At 44.3% G+C, this 16,161-nt stretch carries 14 protein-coding genes; 6 read left to right on the top strand and 8 right to left on the bottom strand.

Annotated features, from left to right (window positions below):
• Positions 1-12 precede the first annotated feature (12 nt).
• Together L1D23_RS02300 and L1D23_RS02305 are read left to right on the top strand one after the other, a co-directional pair.
• Complete coding sequence (locus tag L1D23_RS02300) at positions 13-852, top strand: 2OG-Fe(II) oxygenase family protein (RefSeq protein ID WP_239836253.1); 840 nt, start codon at positions 13-15, stop codon at positions 850-852.
• A gap of 131 nt (positions 853-983) precedes the next feature.
• Entirely contained in the window at positions 984-1,598 is a 615-nt protein-coding gene (locus tag L1D23_RS02305; RefSeq protein ID WP_239836254.1) for a DNA-J related domain-containing protein, read from the top strand.
• Positions 1,599-1,653: 55 nt separating this feature from the next.
• Here L1D23_RS02305 and L1D23_RS02310 read toward each other — a convergent pair whose 3' ends face one another.
• The 4 genes from L1D23_RS02310 to tesA all read right to left on the bottom strand — a co-directional run bounded on the left by L1D23_RS02310 (position 1,654) and on the right by tesA (position 7,387).
• Positions 1,654-3,309, bottom strand: a complete 1,656-nt coding sequence (locus tag L1D23_RS02310; protein WP_239863992.1) for an ABC-ATPase domain-containing protein — start codon at positions 3,307-3,309, stop codon at positions 1,654-1,656.
• 72 nt (positions 3,310-3,381) lie between these two features.
• The gene (locus L1D23_RS02315) at positions 3,382-5,295 is read right to left on the bottom strand and encodes an EAL domain-containing protein (protein WP_239863993.1); all 1,914 of its coding nucleotides are present in this window, start codon (positions 5,293-5,295) and stop codon (positions 3,382-3,384) included.
• A gap of 229 nt (positions 5,296-5,524) precedes the next feature.
• Positions 5,525-6,715 carry an enoyl-ACP reductase FabV gene (fabV, locus tag L1D23_RS02320; protein ID WP_239863994.1) on the bottom strand — a complete coding sequence of 397 codons (1,191 nt, stop codon included), beginning with the start codon at positions 6,713-6,715 and terminating at the stop codon, positions 5,525-5,527.
• A gap of 72 nt (positions 6,716-6,787) precedes the next feature.
• Positions 6,788-7,387 (bottom strand): multifunctional acyl-CoA thioesterase I/protease I/lysophospholipase L1, encoded by a 600-nt coding sequence (tesA, locus tag L1D23_RS02325; RefSeq protein ID WP_239836258.1) that lies wholly within the window; start codon positions 7,385-7,387, stop codon positions 6,788-6,790.
• Here tesA and L1D23_RS02330 point away from each other — a divergent pair.
• From L1D23_RS02330 to L1D23_RS02340, 3 genes are all read left to right on the top strand, one after another.
• Positions 7,386-8,060, top strand: a complete 675-nt coding sequence (locus L1D23_RS02330; protein WP_239863995.1) for an ABC transporter ATP-binding protein — start codon at positions 7,386-7,388, stop codon at positions 8,058-8,060. The two genes, tesA and L1D23_RS02330, sit on opposite strands and share 2 nt — an antisense overlap.
• Entirely contained in the window at positions 8,060-10,501 is a 2,442-nt protein-coding gene (locus L1D23_RS02335) for an ABC transporter permease (protein WP_239863996.1), read from the top strand. The genes L1D23_RS02330 and L1D23_RS02335 overlap by 1 nt, the downstream gene beginning before the upstream one ends.
• Before the next feature lie 289 nt (positions 10,502-10,790).
• Positions 10,791-12,230: an FAD-dependent oxidoreductase gene (locus L1D23_RS02340; RefSeq protein WP_239863997.1), complete on the top strand. Its 1,440-nt coding sequence runs from the start codon at positions 10,791-10,793 to the stop codon at positions 12,228-12,230.
• A 48-nt stretch (positions 12,231-12,278) separates the two neighbouring features.
• On the opposite strand, the gene L1D23_RS02345 is transcribed toward L1D23_RS02340, so the two are convergent.
• Genes L1D23_RS02345 through L1D23_RS02355 form a run of 3 tightly spaced genes read right to left on the bottom strand, consistent with a single transcriptional unit; the run spans position 12,279 to position 14,667 of the window.
• Complete coding sequence (locus L1D23_RS02345; RefSeq protein ID WP_239836262.1) at positions 12,279-13,211, bottom strand: biotin-dependent carboxyltransferase family protein; 933 nt, start codon at positions 13,209-13,211, stop codon at positions 12,279-12,281.
• Positions 13,208-13,915, bottom strand: coding sequence for a carboxyltransferase domain-containing protein (locus L1D23_RS02350; protein ID WP_239863999.1), 708 nt, complete (start codon positions 13,913-13,915; stop codon positions 13,208-13,210). Before L1D23_RS02350 ends, L1D23_RS02345 begins: the two co-directional genes overlap by 4 nt.
• Positions 13,916-13,932: 17 nt before the next feature.
• Positions 13,933-14,667: a 5-oxoprolinase subunit PxpA gene (locus tag L1D23_RS02355; RefSeq protein ID WP_239865359.1), complete on the bottom strand. Its 735-nt coding sequence runs from the start codon at positions 14,665-14,667 to the stop codon at positions 13,933-13,935.
• A gap of 242 nt (positions 14,668-14,909) precedes the next feature.
• On the opposite strand from L1D23_RS02355, the gene galE reads away from it, so the two are divergent.
• On the top strand, positions 14,910-15,926 hold the full coding sequence (gene galE, locus L1D23_RS02360) for a UDP-glucose 4-epimerase GalE (RefSeq protein ID WP_239864001.1): 1,017 nt from the start codon (positions 14,910-14,912) through the stop codon (positions 15,924-15,926).
• Between the two features lie 90 nt (positions 15,927-16,016).
• On the opposite strand, the gene L1D23_RS02365 is transcribed toward galE, so the two are convergent.
• A complete protein-coding gene (locus L1D23_RS02365; protein WP_005473113.1) occupies positions 16,017-16,154 on the bottom strand; it encodes a TIGR02808 family protein in 138 nt (45 codons plus the stop codon).
• Positions 16,155-16,161 lie beyond the last annotated feature (7 nt).

A 16,161-nucleotide genomic window follows, 5' to 3' on the forward strand; every position in this document is an offset into this window, starting at 1 on the left:
AAAAGTAAAGCCATGAAACTGGAAACTGTCGATTATTTAGCTGAAGATGCTGCTCAGCAATTTGTCACCTCACTTCGTGAGACTGGATTCGGTGTACTAAAAAATCACCCGATTCCAAAAGAGCTTGTGGAATCTATCTATGAGAACTGGTATCAGTTCTTCATGACGGAGCGTAAGAACGAGTTTACCTACAATGTTGAAACTCAAGATGGTTACTTCCCACCTTCCGTTTCAGAAGTTGCAAAAGGCCACACAGTTAAAGATATCAAGGAGTATTTCCATATCTACCCTTGGGGGCAGATGCCAGAAGAGCTTAAAGAGCAGATCATGGATTACTATGATCGTGCGAATCAATTTGCTCAAGAATTACTAGGCTGGGTTGAAGCATATGCACCGAAAGAGGTACAAGAAAAATTTTCTGTAGCGCTTTCTGAAATGATCAAGGATAGTGATAAGACGCTGCTTCGTGTCCTTCATTACCCACCAATGACAGGTGATGAAGAGCCTGGGGCAATCCGCGCTGCAGCTCATGAAGATATTAACCTGTTAACCGTTCTTCCAGCGGCAAATGAACCAGGCCTGCAAGTGAAAGGTAAAGATGGCGCTTGGATTGATGTGCCGTGTGATTTTGGTAATTTAATCATCAATATTGGCGACATGCTCCAAGAAGCTTCTGGTGGTTACTTTCCATCGACGACGCATAGAGTGATTAACCCTACTGGTGAACGTCAGGAAACGTCGCGCATTTCATTGCCTTTGTTTTTGCATCCTAAACCAGAAGTGGTATTGTCTGAACGTCATACAGCCGACAGTTACTTGATGGAACGACTACGTGAGTTAGGTGTTATCTAACAGCCAGTTTATTAGAAAGAGCCAGCAACCGCTGGCTCTTTTTTTGGGTCACGATCCTTAAATCTAAGATATTCGCTCGACAAACGGGCCATTTTGGATTTTTATTAAAAATAAACCCCTAGTGAGTGGATATGAACGAGCATCAGGAAGTCGCGGCCCAGTTCCAGCAGTATATGGAGAATCCTCTGCTGTGGCCTATCATGGAAATCCTCAGAAAGCAGCCTTCAGGATGGAAAGTTCATACATTATCTTCCCACCTCAGTGAGCTCGAACTGTTACCTGTACTTGATGGTTCACCGGAAAAAGATCTCTTCAAGCGCAATTTCTTAATCATGAATGCTCTGTATCAGCTTCAGGAAACCTTATATCCAGATAATTGGTTACAGGTGCAGGCGATGGACATTGTCTTAATGCCTCAGTCACGAGTGTTTGGTCATGAAGTGGATCATGAGGATCCGCTGCGGGATTATTATCTAGATTGGCACAACTATGAAGCAGAAGAGGGTGAGGTTAAACGCCTACTGAATGAATTCTGGACTCGATACCGAGAGTTTGTAGGCAGTACAAATGATGATATGGACCGTGCTAAAGCACTGTCCTTATTCAAGTTACCGCGCGACGCTAGCCAAACGGAAATACGTAAAACATGGCGTAAACTCGCGCTTAAGTGGCACCCAGACAGAGAAAACGGCAATAGTGAGCGTTTTCGAGTGCTTTGTGAAGCATGGCATGTACTCAGACACTAACAAAAAAAGCGCCAATCAAGGCGCTTTTTACGTGGAGTCTTTCTAGACTATCTCATTACGATGTCGCTTTAAAATGCGACTTTCTCATCCGGTTTAGCGCGGCCATCACATCAAGAGTTCTTGGCTTAGCAAGGTCGCCTTGATTCGGCATGTTTTGACACCAGTCGCCCTGTAAAATCTGTTGGACTTCTTTTGCAGGGTTTTCAGACCAACCAGGCAATTGTGCTAATTGGAACCACAGCCAACCGATGGCGTTGATCTCCGAGCTGGACTCAATCTGCTCCAACGCACTGAGGTCAGTAAATTCTTTACCAAAACGCAGAGAATCTATGCCCTTTGCTGACACACGGAATTTCCCATCAGCCAGTATTTTTTGCAATGCTGCTCTGTTGAGCGCTCTTGGTCGGAATGTCCTTAGAGCATTTTCTGACTCATTATGTCGCTCTGTTGGATGTTGCTCTACCACTTGTTGGGCTTTCTCGGTGACATCTACGGCTTGGTAATCGTGCATTTGAATCACGGTATCAGCGACATCCAAGTAATCACCAGATCCCCCCATGACGATAACAGTCGATATATCTAGCTCATCGCGAAGCTGCCCAATACGATCAACTAAAGGGGTGATTGGTTCATCCCCTTTGCTAACCAGAGCCTGCATACGTTCATCGCGAATCATAAAGTTGGTTGCAGACGTATCTTCATCAATTAGAATGCCTTGCACACCTGCTTCAATAGACTCTTGCAGCCAGGCCGCTTGAGAGGTTGAACCTGATGCATCCTGAGTGGAGAAGTCTTTGGTATCACGGCCCATCGGAAGGTGATTAATATAGTTGGAAAGATTGAGATTGTGCACGCAGCGACCGTCTTCCGCACGTATCTTCATTGCGTTCAGGTTTGTCACTACAAGTTCACGTCCATCACCAGGGATGTGGTTGTAAATTGAGCGCTCAATGGCGTTAAGAAGAGTGGATTTACCATGGAATCCGCCACCGACGATCAAGGTAATGCCTTTTTTAATACCCAAGCCTTGGACAATGCCTTGGTTTGGAGTTGTAAAGCTAACTTGCAAAGATTCAGGAGCTTTAAGGGTAACGGCGTCTTTCATCGGCAAATCACAGTTGCCAGCGACACGAGGTAATACAGAGCCGTTACCCACAAAAGCAAGTAGGTTAAGCTCATCAAGCTTGCTACGAATAAATTCCTGATCTTCAACGATTTCGCAATGATGGATTAGGGCTTCTTTATCTAACTCACGTTCTAGGGTTGCACGTCGAATAAACTTTGGAAGATGGAATGTCAGAATATTGTTGGCTTTTTTGCCCAGCACTGAACGGCCTTCTGCCGGAAGATTAACGCGGAATCTGAGCTCGATGCCAGCTTCAGTAAACAACACAGCGGTGCTATCCAAAACGGTTTGTCCGGTTAAAGCGATACTGATGCTGTTTTCATGCTTAGCAAACTCGGCAAAGCTTCGTGCAATAAAGTCGCGAGCAGCCATTTGATACGTTTGAGACTTATCACGTAACCACTGTAATCCAGTAACTGACCAAGGGCGGATAGCACGTACGCGAGAAGCTGATGCATAAGGGTCAGCCTGAACATAGTCGATATAGAATGTGTAATCGCTAAAGTCGTACTGACCTTTGATTTGCTGGTAAGCGCGATAATTCTGTTTTTCGATTTTTTTTAGCGTAGCAGTTAGCTGGTCCATAAGACGTTCTCAAGCGAGATAAAATGAAGGCGAGGATTATAAGAATCGCTCGCCACAGAGTAAAGGGTTAAGCTACTGATAAGTCATGTTGGTATGACTGGGGTAATTTTGGCTGAGCAAGCTGGTTTCAAACTCATCGCATGGCATAGGTTTGCCATAGAAGTAACCTTGCCCATATTCACAGCCTTCTTTAATGATAAAGCTCTCTTGACTTTCGCTCTCTATACCTTCAACGGTGACGGTTAAGTTGAGCTTTTTGGCAACATGAATGATTGACCTGACAATTTCTTTATCTTCCTCACTGTCGTCCAATTGCTGAACAAAGCTTCTATCAACTTTAATCGCGTCAAATGGAAACTTTTTCAAATAATTAAAGGAAGAATAACCAGTTCCAAAATCATCGAGCGACAGCGTTACACCTAGATTATTCAGAGCAAGTAAAGTATTTCGCGCAGTGACTTCATCATCAATTAAGCCACTCTCAGTGATCTCAAGTTCTAGAAACTTAGCTGGAAGCTGGTAAGCGTTGAGCAGATCTTCAACTTGCTCGATAAAATGCGGGTTTTTAAGCTGTATCGCTGAAATATTAACGGCGATTTTAAAATCGTCCACATGTTCCATCCAATCAGCGGCTTTTTGAATAGCGGCTCGAAGTACGAAACTGCCAACTTCGAAGATCAGCCCGTTTTGCTCGGCCATATGGATAAGAGTTTCATTGGAAATATCACCCAGAATAGGGTGACGCCACCTCAGTAGAGCTTCAGCGCCTGTCCATTTATGTGTCGTCGGTGACACTTTCGGTTGGAAGTAGAGCAACAAATCATCATTACGTACTGCTTGCAATAAATAGCTTTCCATCTGATTTATGTGCTTCTGAATATCAGCGATCGCTTGTGAGTAGTAACTGAATTTATGCCCTGAATCTTTACACGATTGCATAGCTTCAGAAGCGTACTTTAGTAAGTTCTTTGGGCAAAGTGTGTCGTTGGTTGTGCTGATTCCAATATACGCATTAAGGTGAAGAATATCGCCATCAATATCAAATTCAGATTGACTAACTTCGACTAGTAGATGGCTGAGAATGTTTAAGTCAACGTCGAGCTGAGATGATTCAATCAGTAATACTAAATTGGTGGAAGTGGGGCGAGCGGTTAGAATCTGATACTGGCTTAAATCACCCAGCCTTTCTCGGTATTGAATTAATACATCTTCCCATGAACTGTAGCCATATTTTGACTGGATTCTGCGACCATTGGTAAAACCAATATGGATAGCTGCCGCCTGTAACGAAGGGCTGATTCCCACATCTTTAATAAAGTGTTCCGCTTCATGCTCAAGTGCGGAACGGTTTAAAAAGCCAGTACCCAAGTCATGTCTTTGCTGGTAGCGAATTTTTTGTTCAGCGGCGCGCCGTTTATCTATCTCTTGATTCAGAGAGTAGTTGAGATCTACAAGATCCTGAGTGCGAGTATGTACTCTTGATTTGAGCTCTAAGTTGAGGTGTTTTAGCTTTTCATGCTGATAGAGTGTTTTTAGTTGTGATTCGATAGAGTCACGAAAACTTTCTATCAATTGCTGATAGGTCTCAGAAAAGTGGTTTTCTTTATTGTCGAGTACACAGATGGTGCCAAAAGTATCGCCATTCGGCCACTTAATAGGAACACCACAGTAAGCCAGCAGGCCAAACTTGATGTCTGGATTGTCTTGCCATGCAGGGTCTATCTCAGCGTTTGGTACAATAAGCTGACTTTGTTCATTGACAACGGTTTCACAGTACAGGCCTTGCCCCAGCGTTTCTGAATCACCCACACGATAGGGGTGGTTTCCGTTGTTATTCGACGAAAAAACTTCAATATGTTGTGGGTAAATACGCATGATCAATGCGGTGGGTACTGACACAATCTCTGCGAGCAAGTCGACAATATTTTGCCAACCACTGGTCATTTCGTCAGGAATGACCAAGTTTGTAGTATTGATTTTTGACATACATTTTTTATCCCTGGCAGCTTAGCCTTCTAACCGGGCAATCCTAGCCCTTATGTTAATAATAGTCGCTATTTAGTAGGAAGCAGGAGAAGAGGCGTGCTTGGGAGACAACCTTCGTTCTTATTATTAAGAAAGGCAGATGCTACGTTTAAAAAAACGCCCTGTCAGTAAGGCAGGGCGCTTGTTGTATGTGTGTTTCAAAAATAAGACATACTTGGTAGGCGAATAATCAGCGCGTAAAATCACTTAAGTCAACGGGTTTGGTATAGTCTATTTCGCTGAATCCGAATCCGTTAATGTTCAAAAACTCTTGCTTAAAGCCAGCATAGTCACCAAGCTCTTTGAAGTTCTGACTGTTCATTTTTTCAAGCAACACACTCACTTGGCTCTGAATAGCTGGGCTCAGCTCCCAGTCATCCATTCTGATCAATCGCTCACTATCCAAAGGAATAGGGGAGCCTGAGTAGAGTTTCTCTCTGAAAAGGCGCTGCATTTGTTCAATACAGCCTTCATGAGTCCCTTCCTGTTTCATTACCCGATAAAGGGCGAGAATATACGGGGTGAGGCCGGGAATAAACACACTTGCTTTGGTTACCAGTGCTTTACACACAGTGGCATAGGCACCGCCACTGAAGTTTGCCATTTTAAGATTCAAAGCGTGACTGGTTTGGTGCAAATCGATTTTTGCTCGCCCGAGCGTTCCATCGAGATAGATTGCATGTGTCGACTCTGGGCCAATGTAAGAAAATGCAATAGTTTTACAGCCTTCAGCGATGGACTCCGCATTGATCAAGGCATCAATCCAGTTTTCCCAATCTTCTCCCCCCATCACTTTTAGTGTGGCTTCTGTTTCTTCTTCACTGGCTGAGTGAAGTGATGTTTCTACCCATTGATCGGTCTCCAAAGATACAGACGACCCTGAAACATCCTGCCCAATCGGTTTTATGGTCGAACGCCACATATCGTCACTATTGGGCTTTGGGCGAACACCACTTGCCAAACTATAAATAATTAAATCCACTTCACCTTCAAAATAGGTCTCAATGGCTTCAATCACTTCAGCTTTAGTTTGAGGTAAAAAAGCGTCACCTTGGATATTGATCGCAACACGGCCAGACTTTTGTGCGTGTTTTTGGAAGAATATGTCATTGAAATAACCAGCAGAGCCTACTGATCTACTGGAGGGCCCTCGTTCGTATGAAACGGAAATGGTGTCTGCGTTTGCGCCACCGAAGGTGAGTGCTATGCGCGCTGCTAAACCAAGGCCAGAAGAACCACCAATGATAAGAACGCGTTTTGGCCCGCATTTTATTGGAGTGGCTTGTTGTGAATATTCGATTTGTTTTATTACTGAATGCTCGCATCCGGTTGGATGAGCGGTACGAGCAACAACGCCTTCAATCATGGGTTCTATGATCATGGAAACTTCCTTTTTAAACGGAGTTTCGTCACATTAACGTAAAGCTAGGTAAAGTTTATTGAGCTAGACCAATTAGAGGTGATTTAGTAATTCATTGGCGACAAATTCCGCAATCCATGGTTGAGCGATGTCCTTAGGGTGTAGGCCATCGTCCATCATCCATTCCGGTTTTGTAATTACTCCTTCCAAAAAGAAAGGAAGTAAGGGAACGTCAAGTCGCTCAGCCGTTGCAGGGTAAAGCGCTGAGAACGCCTGCGTATAGCGCTTACCATAATTAGGGAGTACGTGAATTTGCATCAATAGAGGTTCAGAACCTGCATCACGTACCATATTGATGAGCTGAGTTAAATTATTTTGAATCAGGCTTGGTGGGAAGCCTCGCAAACCATCGTTAGCACCAAGCTCTATCAAAACAGAGTCTGGCTGGTGTTCTTTGAGTAGTTTGGGCAGTCGAGCTAAGCCGTTACCTGTAGTGTCACCGGAAATACTGCCATTAATAACGGTCAGATTTTTCCCTTTTTTAGACATGATGTCGGGTAACAATGTAGGCCATGCTTTTTCGATTGGCATCTGATAGCCTGCACTAAGACTGTCACCTAAAATCAAGAGTTTAGTCGCACTTGCTGGGTTAACGAAGAAAAGCACAAATACAAAGGAAAGTAGTCGAAACATGCATGCATCCGTAATTAAAGCTGAATCACTGTCCAAAGTAGTCTCTACTAATCAAGAGCAATTAACAATCCTAGAAAATGTAAATATTGACATTAAGGAAGCTGAAAGCGTCGCTATTGTTGGCACATCCGGCGCAGGTAAGTCTACGTTGATGACTCTGTTGGCTGGTCTAGATACACCAACGTCAGGTGATGTGCATTTACTAGGACGAACCCTCAATACTCTCAATGATGAGGAGAGAGCTGCGATTCGCAGTAAGTCGGTCGGTTTTGTTTTCCAAAGCTTTTTGCTTATTCCGAGCTTGAGTGCCTTGGAGAATGTTACTCTGCCTTGTTTGCTGAAGGGAGAGAATGAAGATGTAGACAGAGCCAAAGCTTTGTTGACCTCTGTGGGCTTGGAGCACCGTATCCATCATTCTCCGTCTCAGCTATCTGGCGGTGAGCAACAGCGTGTGGCGTTGGCTCGAGCATTTATGGTGCAGCCAAAAGTGTTGTTTGCAGACGAGCCAACAGGGAACTTGGACCAGCAAACGGCTACTAAAGTCATTGAGCTACTGTTTGAGCTGAATAAACAGCACGGTACGACTCTAGTTTTGGTTACCCACGATATGAAGTTAGCTGAGCAGTGTGATCGCCGCATCCATATTCAAGCAGGGCATGTGGAGGAATCATAATGAGCTCGAGTTATTCTCCAACCTTAAATCGTAGGCTGTTTTCATGGAGTTTGAGTGAGATACGTCATGGGCAGCTATGGCCAGTTTCGATTGCTTTAACACTAATTATCGCCTGTATTTTTGCTTTGACAGCGCTTGCTGAACGAATGGAGCAGGTTGTGGTGAAACAAGGTAAAGAGGCGTTGACAGCAGATACTGTGTTCGCAACCGCAAATCCAATCCCGGATGTGCTCTATCAAGCAACCAATGAGGCAGGGTTGACCACTTCCACTCAAACTCGCTTTGCCACTATGGCATTTAGTGATCAAAGCATGAAGTTGATTACCGTGAAATCGGTAGACAGCGCATATCCTCTTAGAGGGGAAATGGTGCTATCGGATGACAATCAAAAGTACAAGGCGGTTAGCCCCGGTGAATTGTGGTTAGATGAGCGACTGTTTTCTCAACTTGAGGTTAATATTGGTGACAGTGTCACTGTTGGTGATGCTGATTTCACGGTTACGGGGCGTATTGTTGAAGAGCCGGGACTTAGCTTTAATCCATTTCAGCAGATGCCGTCGGCATTCATTCACAATACAGATTTAGAAAAAACTGGGGCTGTTCAGCTAGGTAGCCGTGTCCGATACAGCTTGTATATCAATGGGGACGAGTCTGACATAGAGCAGGTAAAGCAAGCTATCGACTTAACTCCAAGTGATCGTTGGCGCGACCAAAATAGTGCTAGCCGAACCAATGAAGTATTCCAGCGTACTGAGCAGTACCTGTCACTCACGGTGGTGATTGTTGTTATCATGGCTGCGACAACGCTAGTGTTGACCTGCCAGCATTATGTTGCCACTCGCCGTAAAACAATATCGATGCTTAAAAGTCTCGGGGCAAGTAAACGTTGGATAGGGCGTTGGTTAGGTATTCAGGTCACTATCTTACTTAGCAGCGCTTCTGTGATTGGAGTGATAATTGGTATTGCACTTGAGTACTTACTGCGTATTCCACTTGTGGATTTATTACCAAACCCCTTGCCGAGTTATGGTCTTCAACCAGCGTTTCTTTCCATCATCACCAGTATTCTGATCGCAGTACCAGCACTCGGTATTCCTTTACTCAGTTTGCTGAATGTTAGTGCAATGGATGTCATGCAATCACAAGCAACGGCACAAAGAAGCCGCAAAACGGGTTGGCTGATCTTGGCTCCCATTGTGCCAATGTTATTCGTTTACAGAGAGAATACTTTGGTATGGATTGTACTGGGAGGGATGCTCGCTTTGTTTGTGACACTAGCAGTGGTGAGCTTGGTAGTGACCAGAATGCTTGGACGACTTCCGTTATCAACATCTTTCAAATTAGCGCTTAGCCGTATTAATCGATCTTCATTAGCTACGGGCATTCAGTTCGGTGCGTTAGCTCTTTCTCTGATGTTATTGGCGGTGATGTGGTTGGTTCGTACGGACTTGTTGTCAGATTGGCAAAAAACGATTCCTGAGAATGCGCCGAATGCTTTTGCGTTAAATATTGCTCCATATGAGAAAGAAGCCTACATAAGCGCGTTAGACGATCATCAAATTGAGCGTTCAAAAGCTTATCCGATCATAAGAGGCCGTTTAACGGAAATAAATGGTGAAGATGCTAAAGATAAGGCGCAAGGCGAAGAAGGCAGTGATGTACTACGACGAGAAATTAATTTTACCTTCGGCAAAGAAAACCCTGAGCATAACATCATCTTGCAAGGTGAATGGACTGACCGCAATGGCGTTTCAGTCGAATTGGATGTCGCAGAAGACTTTGGACTTCAAATTGGGGATCAACTTACGTTTGTGATCAATAGTCAAGTTGTGAAGGCGAACGTCAACAGTATTCGTCATGTTGAATGGAGAGATATGAAGCCTAACTTCTATTTTATATTCACTCCAGACGTTTTAAAGAATATTCCTGCAACGTATTTGGTGAGTTTCAGAGTGGAGGAACAGCACAATGGTGTCCTTAATGAGCTATCAAGAAGTCACCCAACAGTGAGTCTAATGGATATTCGCAGTATGGGTGCGAAAATTCAGGAGCTACTTACACAAATCGTTTGGTCAATTACTGTGTTAGCCGCGTTAGGTGTTATTGCTGGTGTGCTGTTAATCTTCACTTTGCTACGTCTCAGTTTGGGTCAGAGACAATCGGAAATACAGTTGTATCGAACGTTAGGAGCAAGTAAAAAGCGGGTTACTCGAACCATTTGGGCTGAATATGGATTAATGGCTCTTGTGGCAGGTTTGATCGCAACAATCGGTGCGGAGGCAGTGGTAGGGGGTATTATGTCATTTGGTTTTGATCTTTCTCCCAACTTGCATTTCTCACTCTGGTTTGCACTTCCTTTGGTGACTTTTTGCACACTTGCATTGGTTGTGAACAGCCTAATAAAACGGCTGCTAGTCCCTATAAATAAAGAGTTTAGCTAACTCATCAGTGGCTAAGTTATCCAGTTATCCACAAAAACAGTGGATAAAGTTTGGGATAACTTAGCCTGTAGATAACTCCCCATTTCCTCCAAAGCCAATAAGCATAATGTTTAGAGGATTCTTGTTATTCACAGTGACAATTTTTCTTCTTTCCACAAGATATGAGTCAAGCGTTTTTTTTCATTTTTTTTACTTGAAATTGTCATATTTATCCCCTTCAAAAAATGTGATTTTATTGGGCGCGCAAACTCAGTAAAATGTGCTGAGAATGAATAAATTAGCAACATAAATGCAGTCTGAAAAAACGAAAGTGGATACGCCTTCTGTCGCTGTGATCGGTGGGGGCATAGCGGGTTCGACCGCTGCCTTGCATCTGGCAGAAATCGGTATAAATGTTGTGTTGCTGGAAAAAGGCAAAACTTTAATCAGTGGGCCACCTATTTGTCATTTGCATGCTGGTGGAAATTTGTACAGAGAAATTTCCACCTCACAATGCATTGAGCTGTTGGAACAGTCCATCGAATCCGTACGTCTTTATCCACATACTATCAATCGTCGCCCAACCGTCATTGCTGTGCCATACAGTGATGGTGGTAGCCCAGAAGAATTGTATGAGCGGTTAATCACGATACAGCGATGCTATCAGGAGTTGGTCGATTTAGATCCGGCGAATGAAGTGCTCGGTGCCCCATCAGACTATTACAAGTTTTATGGTCGAGAAGAACTAGAAGCGTTAGCAACACTTAAGCAACCGAGCCAGCCAAGCAATGTGGATGATTGGATGATACCGTTTGCTAAATCTGCTGATTTAGACTCGCTCAAGTTTCCAGTCGTTGCAGTGCAGGAACATGGTTGGAGTGTATTTCGAATCGCTGCATCTGCAACATTAGCACTGGAGTCGATCCCCAACTGCCAGTTGCTGACAGAATCACAAGTTATAGGCCTTGAAAACACAAACCGTGGCTGGAAACTGGAATACATCAGCGCTAATGGTGTAACCAGCGTTTTGGAAGTCGACTATTTAGTCAACGCATGCGGTTATGAGACGGGAAGCATCGATGATCTTGCTCAAACTCCGCGCAATCGACTCGTTGAATTCAAAGCTGCTTATGTAACGCGCTGGGATGATTGCTGTGAGCTGTGGCCTGAGGTGATTTTCCACGGCCCAAGGGGAACTCCAAATGGAATGGCTCAACTGACTCCTTACCCTAACGGCATTTTCCAACTCCACGGAATGACGAAAGATATTACCTTGTTTGATGATGGCTTGGTGGCCTCAGGAGAAGAGTCGTCGCAGCCTACATTACCACTCAGGCTCCGGCGTAAGATTCAACAGGGCTGGGATGAAGAGGTGGTTCTATCAAGAACACGCCGAGCCATTGAACACATGGCGAAATTTGTGCCTAGTTACGAGAAGGCTCATGAGTTTGGTACGCCTCTTTTTGGGGCCCAACAAATCCCAGGTTCTGATGAAACACTGCGCGCTGCTGACGTGACTTTTGAAGGGCGGAACTACGCGAGGATCGAAGTTGTTAAAGGTTCTTCTGCACTTGAAGCGGCTAATAAACTGGTTGAAGAGTGGAAGTTGTTTGACTATCAAGGAATGGCGATCGAAGCGTTGCACCCTGTCAGCATGGCGCTCAAACCTGAGGATATCGAATCAAAAGCGGAACAGTTAGCGACCCTGCGGAATTACCCAAAGGAATTGGCTAACGTGTACGGTCAATAATCAGAAAGCTCCCGAGATTGGGAGCTTTGACGTTGTCTTGAAGATCGACTAGTAGCCAAAGAACTTTGCCCATTGGCACCATACGTCCTGTAAGCCTAATAGGTCACCCCTGACGAATCTAACCTTCTGCCCAGGCTTCGCTTGTGCAAGGCGAGGTAGATCAATCCGAGCGACACAGCCAATTTTCGGGTATCCGCCGATAGTCTGTCTGTCATTGAGCAGCACGATGGGCTCACCATTCGGCGGGATTTGGATTGCTCCTAAAGCAATGCCTTCACTAAGATATTCTTTGTCTGGTGGAATGACTTTGCTATCGCATAGTCGATACCCCATGCGATCTACCAATTGGCTGACTGTGAATTCTTGATTGTACAGTGAGCTAACGGCATCCTTGGAAAAGTCATTGATTTGATATCCTTCTATGACTCTTAGTTCAAGGGGAAGGTTATAGTCAGGTTTGTACCGAAACGTCATTTGTAGAGGCTTCGCTCTAACATCATGGGGCTTAAAGCCAATGACTTCTCCTGCTTGTACGGGGTTCCCTGACTGACTGCCACCTAGCTGATCTCGAGTGACGGTAGCGCAGCTTCCAAGTTGAGGTGTGACAGTAAAGCCTCCTTTGATTGCGAGGTAAGCCCTTAGCCCGTTTTTTGGTAAGGAAAAGGTCAGAGTTTGCCCTTGGCGAGCAACGAATGTTGACCAATTTTCGAGAGGCTTACCATCAAGTCGAGCATTAAGGTCTCCGCCTGCTATGGACATTTCGCATTTAGAGTGAATAAGAAACTCCGCCTGACCTAGTGTGATTTCAAGAGAAGCGCAATTAGTGGTGTTACCAAGCAGATGATTAGCCCAACTATATGCGTAGTCGTCTACTGGGCCACCTTGAGTAATCCCCAAATGCGCCAGACCAAATCTACCGAAATCCTGAATGAGTGTTTGTTGCCCTGGCTTTACGACGGTGATTGCGTGGTTGATCATCATTGCCACCCCTTAGTGATCTCTCCACCTAGGCGGAGAAACTCTTTTTCCGAAATCGGTCTAAAACGTACTTTAGTGCCTATTGAAAAGGGCAAAATGGGTGAGTTTTGGGGAGTATAAAGGTCAAGTGGACAATTACCTATGATGTTCCATCCCCCCGGAGATTCAGCAGGATAAACAGCGGTATTGGAATTGGCAATCCCTACGCTGCCTTTTGGTAACTTCACCCTTGGAGAAGGCTTCCTCGGTAAACGAAGGGAGTCTGCGACGGAAGTTAAAAAGGCGAAGCCGGGGGCAAAACCAATCGCACCTACTGTATATTCATGGGTCGTGTGCAGATCTATGATTTCTTCTAAACTTAAGCCTTTTGCATAGTAACTCTGTAAGTCAGGACCCACATCATCATGGTAGTAGATCGGGAGCTCAATATGCTGTGACTCAACATCATCAGGAAGGGCTTTGATTGCCTCAGTCACCAGTTTTTCTAGGTAAGGGACAAATTCGAAAATTGAGACCCTATGCGGTAAGTAATCAATTAAGATTGAATCAAAGGAAGGGGTGACATTCATAATCATCGCTCCCAATTGATTGGTGAGATAGTGACTTATTTCACCAATGAGGAGTGACAGTTTATGGCTAGGTTCTGCTTCAAAGTGGATGAGTATTGAGCACTCAGCAACAGGATCGACAGATGTCTCTATATTCACTCGACAGTCTCCTTGCGTTAAAGGATGTTTCGTATTTTTTGAATCATAGTGATGGCTTGTTGATTATCGCCATGGACACAAATCGTGTCGGCTTCAATGGGGATGAGAAAGCCGTCAATTGTGCGTACTTTTCCGTAGTGGACGATTTGGCGGACCTGATCGAGTATGTCTTCCTCTCTATGTAACACTGAACCGGTCATCGAGCGTGGAGAAAGTGAACCATTTGATAAGTAAGCTCTATCCGAAAAAGCTTCAAACAGGATAGGAAGTTCATACTTATCAGCGATCTCCAAATGCCTTTCGTTATCATTGAACGCAAGCATCATTAAAGGTACGTCAAAGCAAGAGACTGCGTCAGCGATAGCATCAAAAATCGACATATCGCGCATCATGTCATTGTAGAGCGCACCATGAGGTTTGACGTAGTTCAGTTGGACATTTTGGCTTTCCGCTAAGGATTTCAGCGCTCCCACTTGATAGATTAGCATGTTGGTGATTTCGTCCGTTGCCATCGGTATTGAACGTCGACCAAAGCCTTGCAAATCAGGGTAACTTGGGTGGGCACCGATCTGGACATCATGCTCAATAGCCAACTTAATGGTTTGTGACATGATCTGTGGGTCAGAGGCATGAAAGCCGCAGGCGATATTTACCATGTCGATCCAGGGCATCACAGCTTTGTCGTTCCCCATTTTCCATGAGCCAAAGCTTTCACCCATATCGCAATTAAGAGTCATCGAGCGCTTTGTCATTGCTTCCATTCCGCTATTTCTTATCCTTTCAACATCTTATAAAAATAACAAACAATCAATGATCCATTTCATTATTTCAGGAACAAAAAACAGTTTATCGTGTTTTAATACAGATCATTTGATGCTCATGTATCGCTTAGTGGGAGGGAAGACAGTTAGACAAGCTTGATTCTCATTAATAAGCTATATTTTAATTCTCATATTCGTTAATATTTGGCCAAATTAATCAGAAGGTTAGTAATATGAATGTCTTGGTTACAGGTGGCATGGGGTACATAGGCAGCCACACATGTATTCAAATGATTGAAGCAGGAATGACACCTGTTCTTTTTGATAATCTGTACAACAGTAAAAGATCTGTTTTAGACAGAATCAAGCAGGTAACAGGGACAGTACCGTCTTTTATCGAAGGTGACATTCGGGATAAAAAAAAGTTGGTGTCGGTTTTAAAAGAACACCAAATTAGAGCCGTCATCCACTTTGCAGGTTTGAAGGCGGTGGGGGAATCCGTAGAAAAACCGCTCGAATATTACGATAACAATGTAAACGGTACATTAGTACTGGTTGATGCTATGCGCGAAGCCGGCGTGAAATCAATCGTCTTCTCTTCTTCTGCTACTGTCTATGGTGATCCTGCTAGTGTGCCTATTACTGAAGATTTTCCTACCAGTGCGACCAATCCTTACGGCCGCAGCAAACTAATGGTTGAAGAGTGCCTGACTGATTTTCAAAAAGCGAATCCAGATTGGAGTATTACATTACTTCGCTATTTTAATCCGGTAGGCTCACATCCCTCTGGAAACTTAGGCGAGGATCCGCAAGGTATTCCCAACAATCTGATGCCATTTGTTTCACAGGTCGCGGTTGGAAGACGTGAATGTTTGTCTGTTTTCGGTGGTGACTATCCGACTAAAGATGGTACTGGCGTTCGTGATTATATTCATGTCATGGATCTCGCTGATGGTCATGTTGCTGCGCTTAGGAAAGTTGGTCAAAAGGATGGTTTGCATATCTATAACCTAGGAACGGGTAATGGTTACAGCGTGCTAGAAATGGTCAAAGCGTTCGAAATCGCATCAGGTAAGCAAGTGCCTTACCAAATCGTTGCACGCCGTCCCGGGGATATTGCAGAGTGCTGGGCTGATCCTGCAAAAGCAATAAAAGAGTTGGATTGGAAAGCAGAGAGAACATTGGAAGAAATGACAACGGATACTTGGCGTTGGCAGTCCAATAACCCACAGGGCTACCCAGACGTTTAGTTTTATCGCTCGCTAAAAAACAAAGCCACCGTTTCCGGTGGCTTTTTTACGCATTATACAAAATAGGCAAAATTGAAAATGCGAGTGAGGTTAATCGACCTCTTTGTCTTTACCAAGCGATAGTAGCCAAATCGAGATGGCAGCGACGACAGCAAATCCAGACAAAATAATGAATGGCATAGCGCCATAGCCAAGAATATGCCAGATAACGGATTCTAAAGTACTCATATCTCAG

Source organism: Vibrio sp. Isolate24, assembly GCF_022398215.1.
Taxonomy (GTDB): Bacteria; Pseudomonadota; Gammaproteobacteria; order Enterobacterales; family Vibrionaceae; genus Vibrio; species Vibrio coralliilyticus_A.

Bases quoted from the DNA above. Each gene is read 5' to 3' on its own strand.
- L1D23_RS02340 (WP_239863997.1), top strand. From the start codon at position 10,791: ATGCAGTCTGAAAAAACGAAAGTGGATACGCCTTCTGTCGCTGTGATC.
- L1D23_RS02345 (WP_239836262.1), bottom strand. From the start codon at position 13,211: ATGATGATCAACCACGCAATCACCGTCGTAAAGCCAGGGCAACAAACA.
- galE (WP_239864001.1), top strand. From the start codon at position 14,910: ATGAATGTCTTGGTTACAGGTGGCATGGGGTACATAGGCAGCCACACA.
- L1D23_RS02315 (WP_239863993.1), bottom strand. From the start codon at position 5,295: ATGTCAAAAATCAATACTACAAACTTGGTCATTCCTGACGAAATGACC.
- L1D23_RS02355 (WP_239865359.1), bottom strand. From the start codon at position 14,667: ATGACAAAGCGCTCGATGACTCTTAATTGCGATATGGGTGAAAGCTTT.
- L1D23_RS02330 (WP_239863995.1), top strand. From the start codon at position 7,386: ATGCATGCATCCGTAATTAAAGCTGAATCACTGTCCAAAGTAGTCTCT.
- L1D23_RS02365 (WP_005473113.1), bottom strand. From the start codon at position 16,154: ATGAGTACTTTAGAATCCGTTATCTGGCATATTCTTGGCTATGGCGCT.
- L1D23_RS02310 (WP_239863992.1), bottom strand. From the start codon at position 3,309: ATGGACCAGCTAACTGCTACGCTAAAAAAAATCGAAAAACAGAATTAT.
- tesA (WP_239836258.1), bottom strand. From the start codon at position 7,387: ATGTTTCGACTACTTTCCTTTGTATTTGTGCTTTTCTTCGTTAACCCA.
- fabV (WP_239863994.1), bottom strand. From the start codon at position 6,715: ATGATCATAGAACCCATGATTGAAGGCGTTGTTGCTCGTACCGCTCAT.
- L1D23_RS02335 (WP_239863996.1), top strand. From the start codon at position 8,060: ATGAGCTCGAGTTATTCTCCAACCTTAAATCGTAGGCTGTTTTCATGG.
- L1D23_RS02300 (WP_239836253.1), top strand. From the start codon at position 13: ATGAAACTGGAAACTGTCGATTATTTAGCTGAAGATGCTGCTCAGCAA.
- L1D23_RS02305 (WP_239836254.1), top strand. From the start codon at position 984: ATGAACGAGCATCAGGAAGTCGCGGCCCAGTTCCAGCAGTATATGGAG.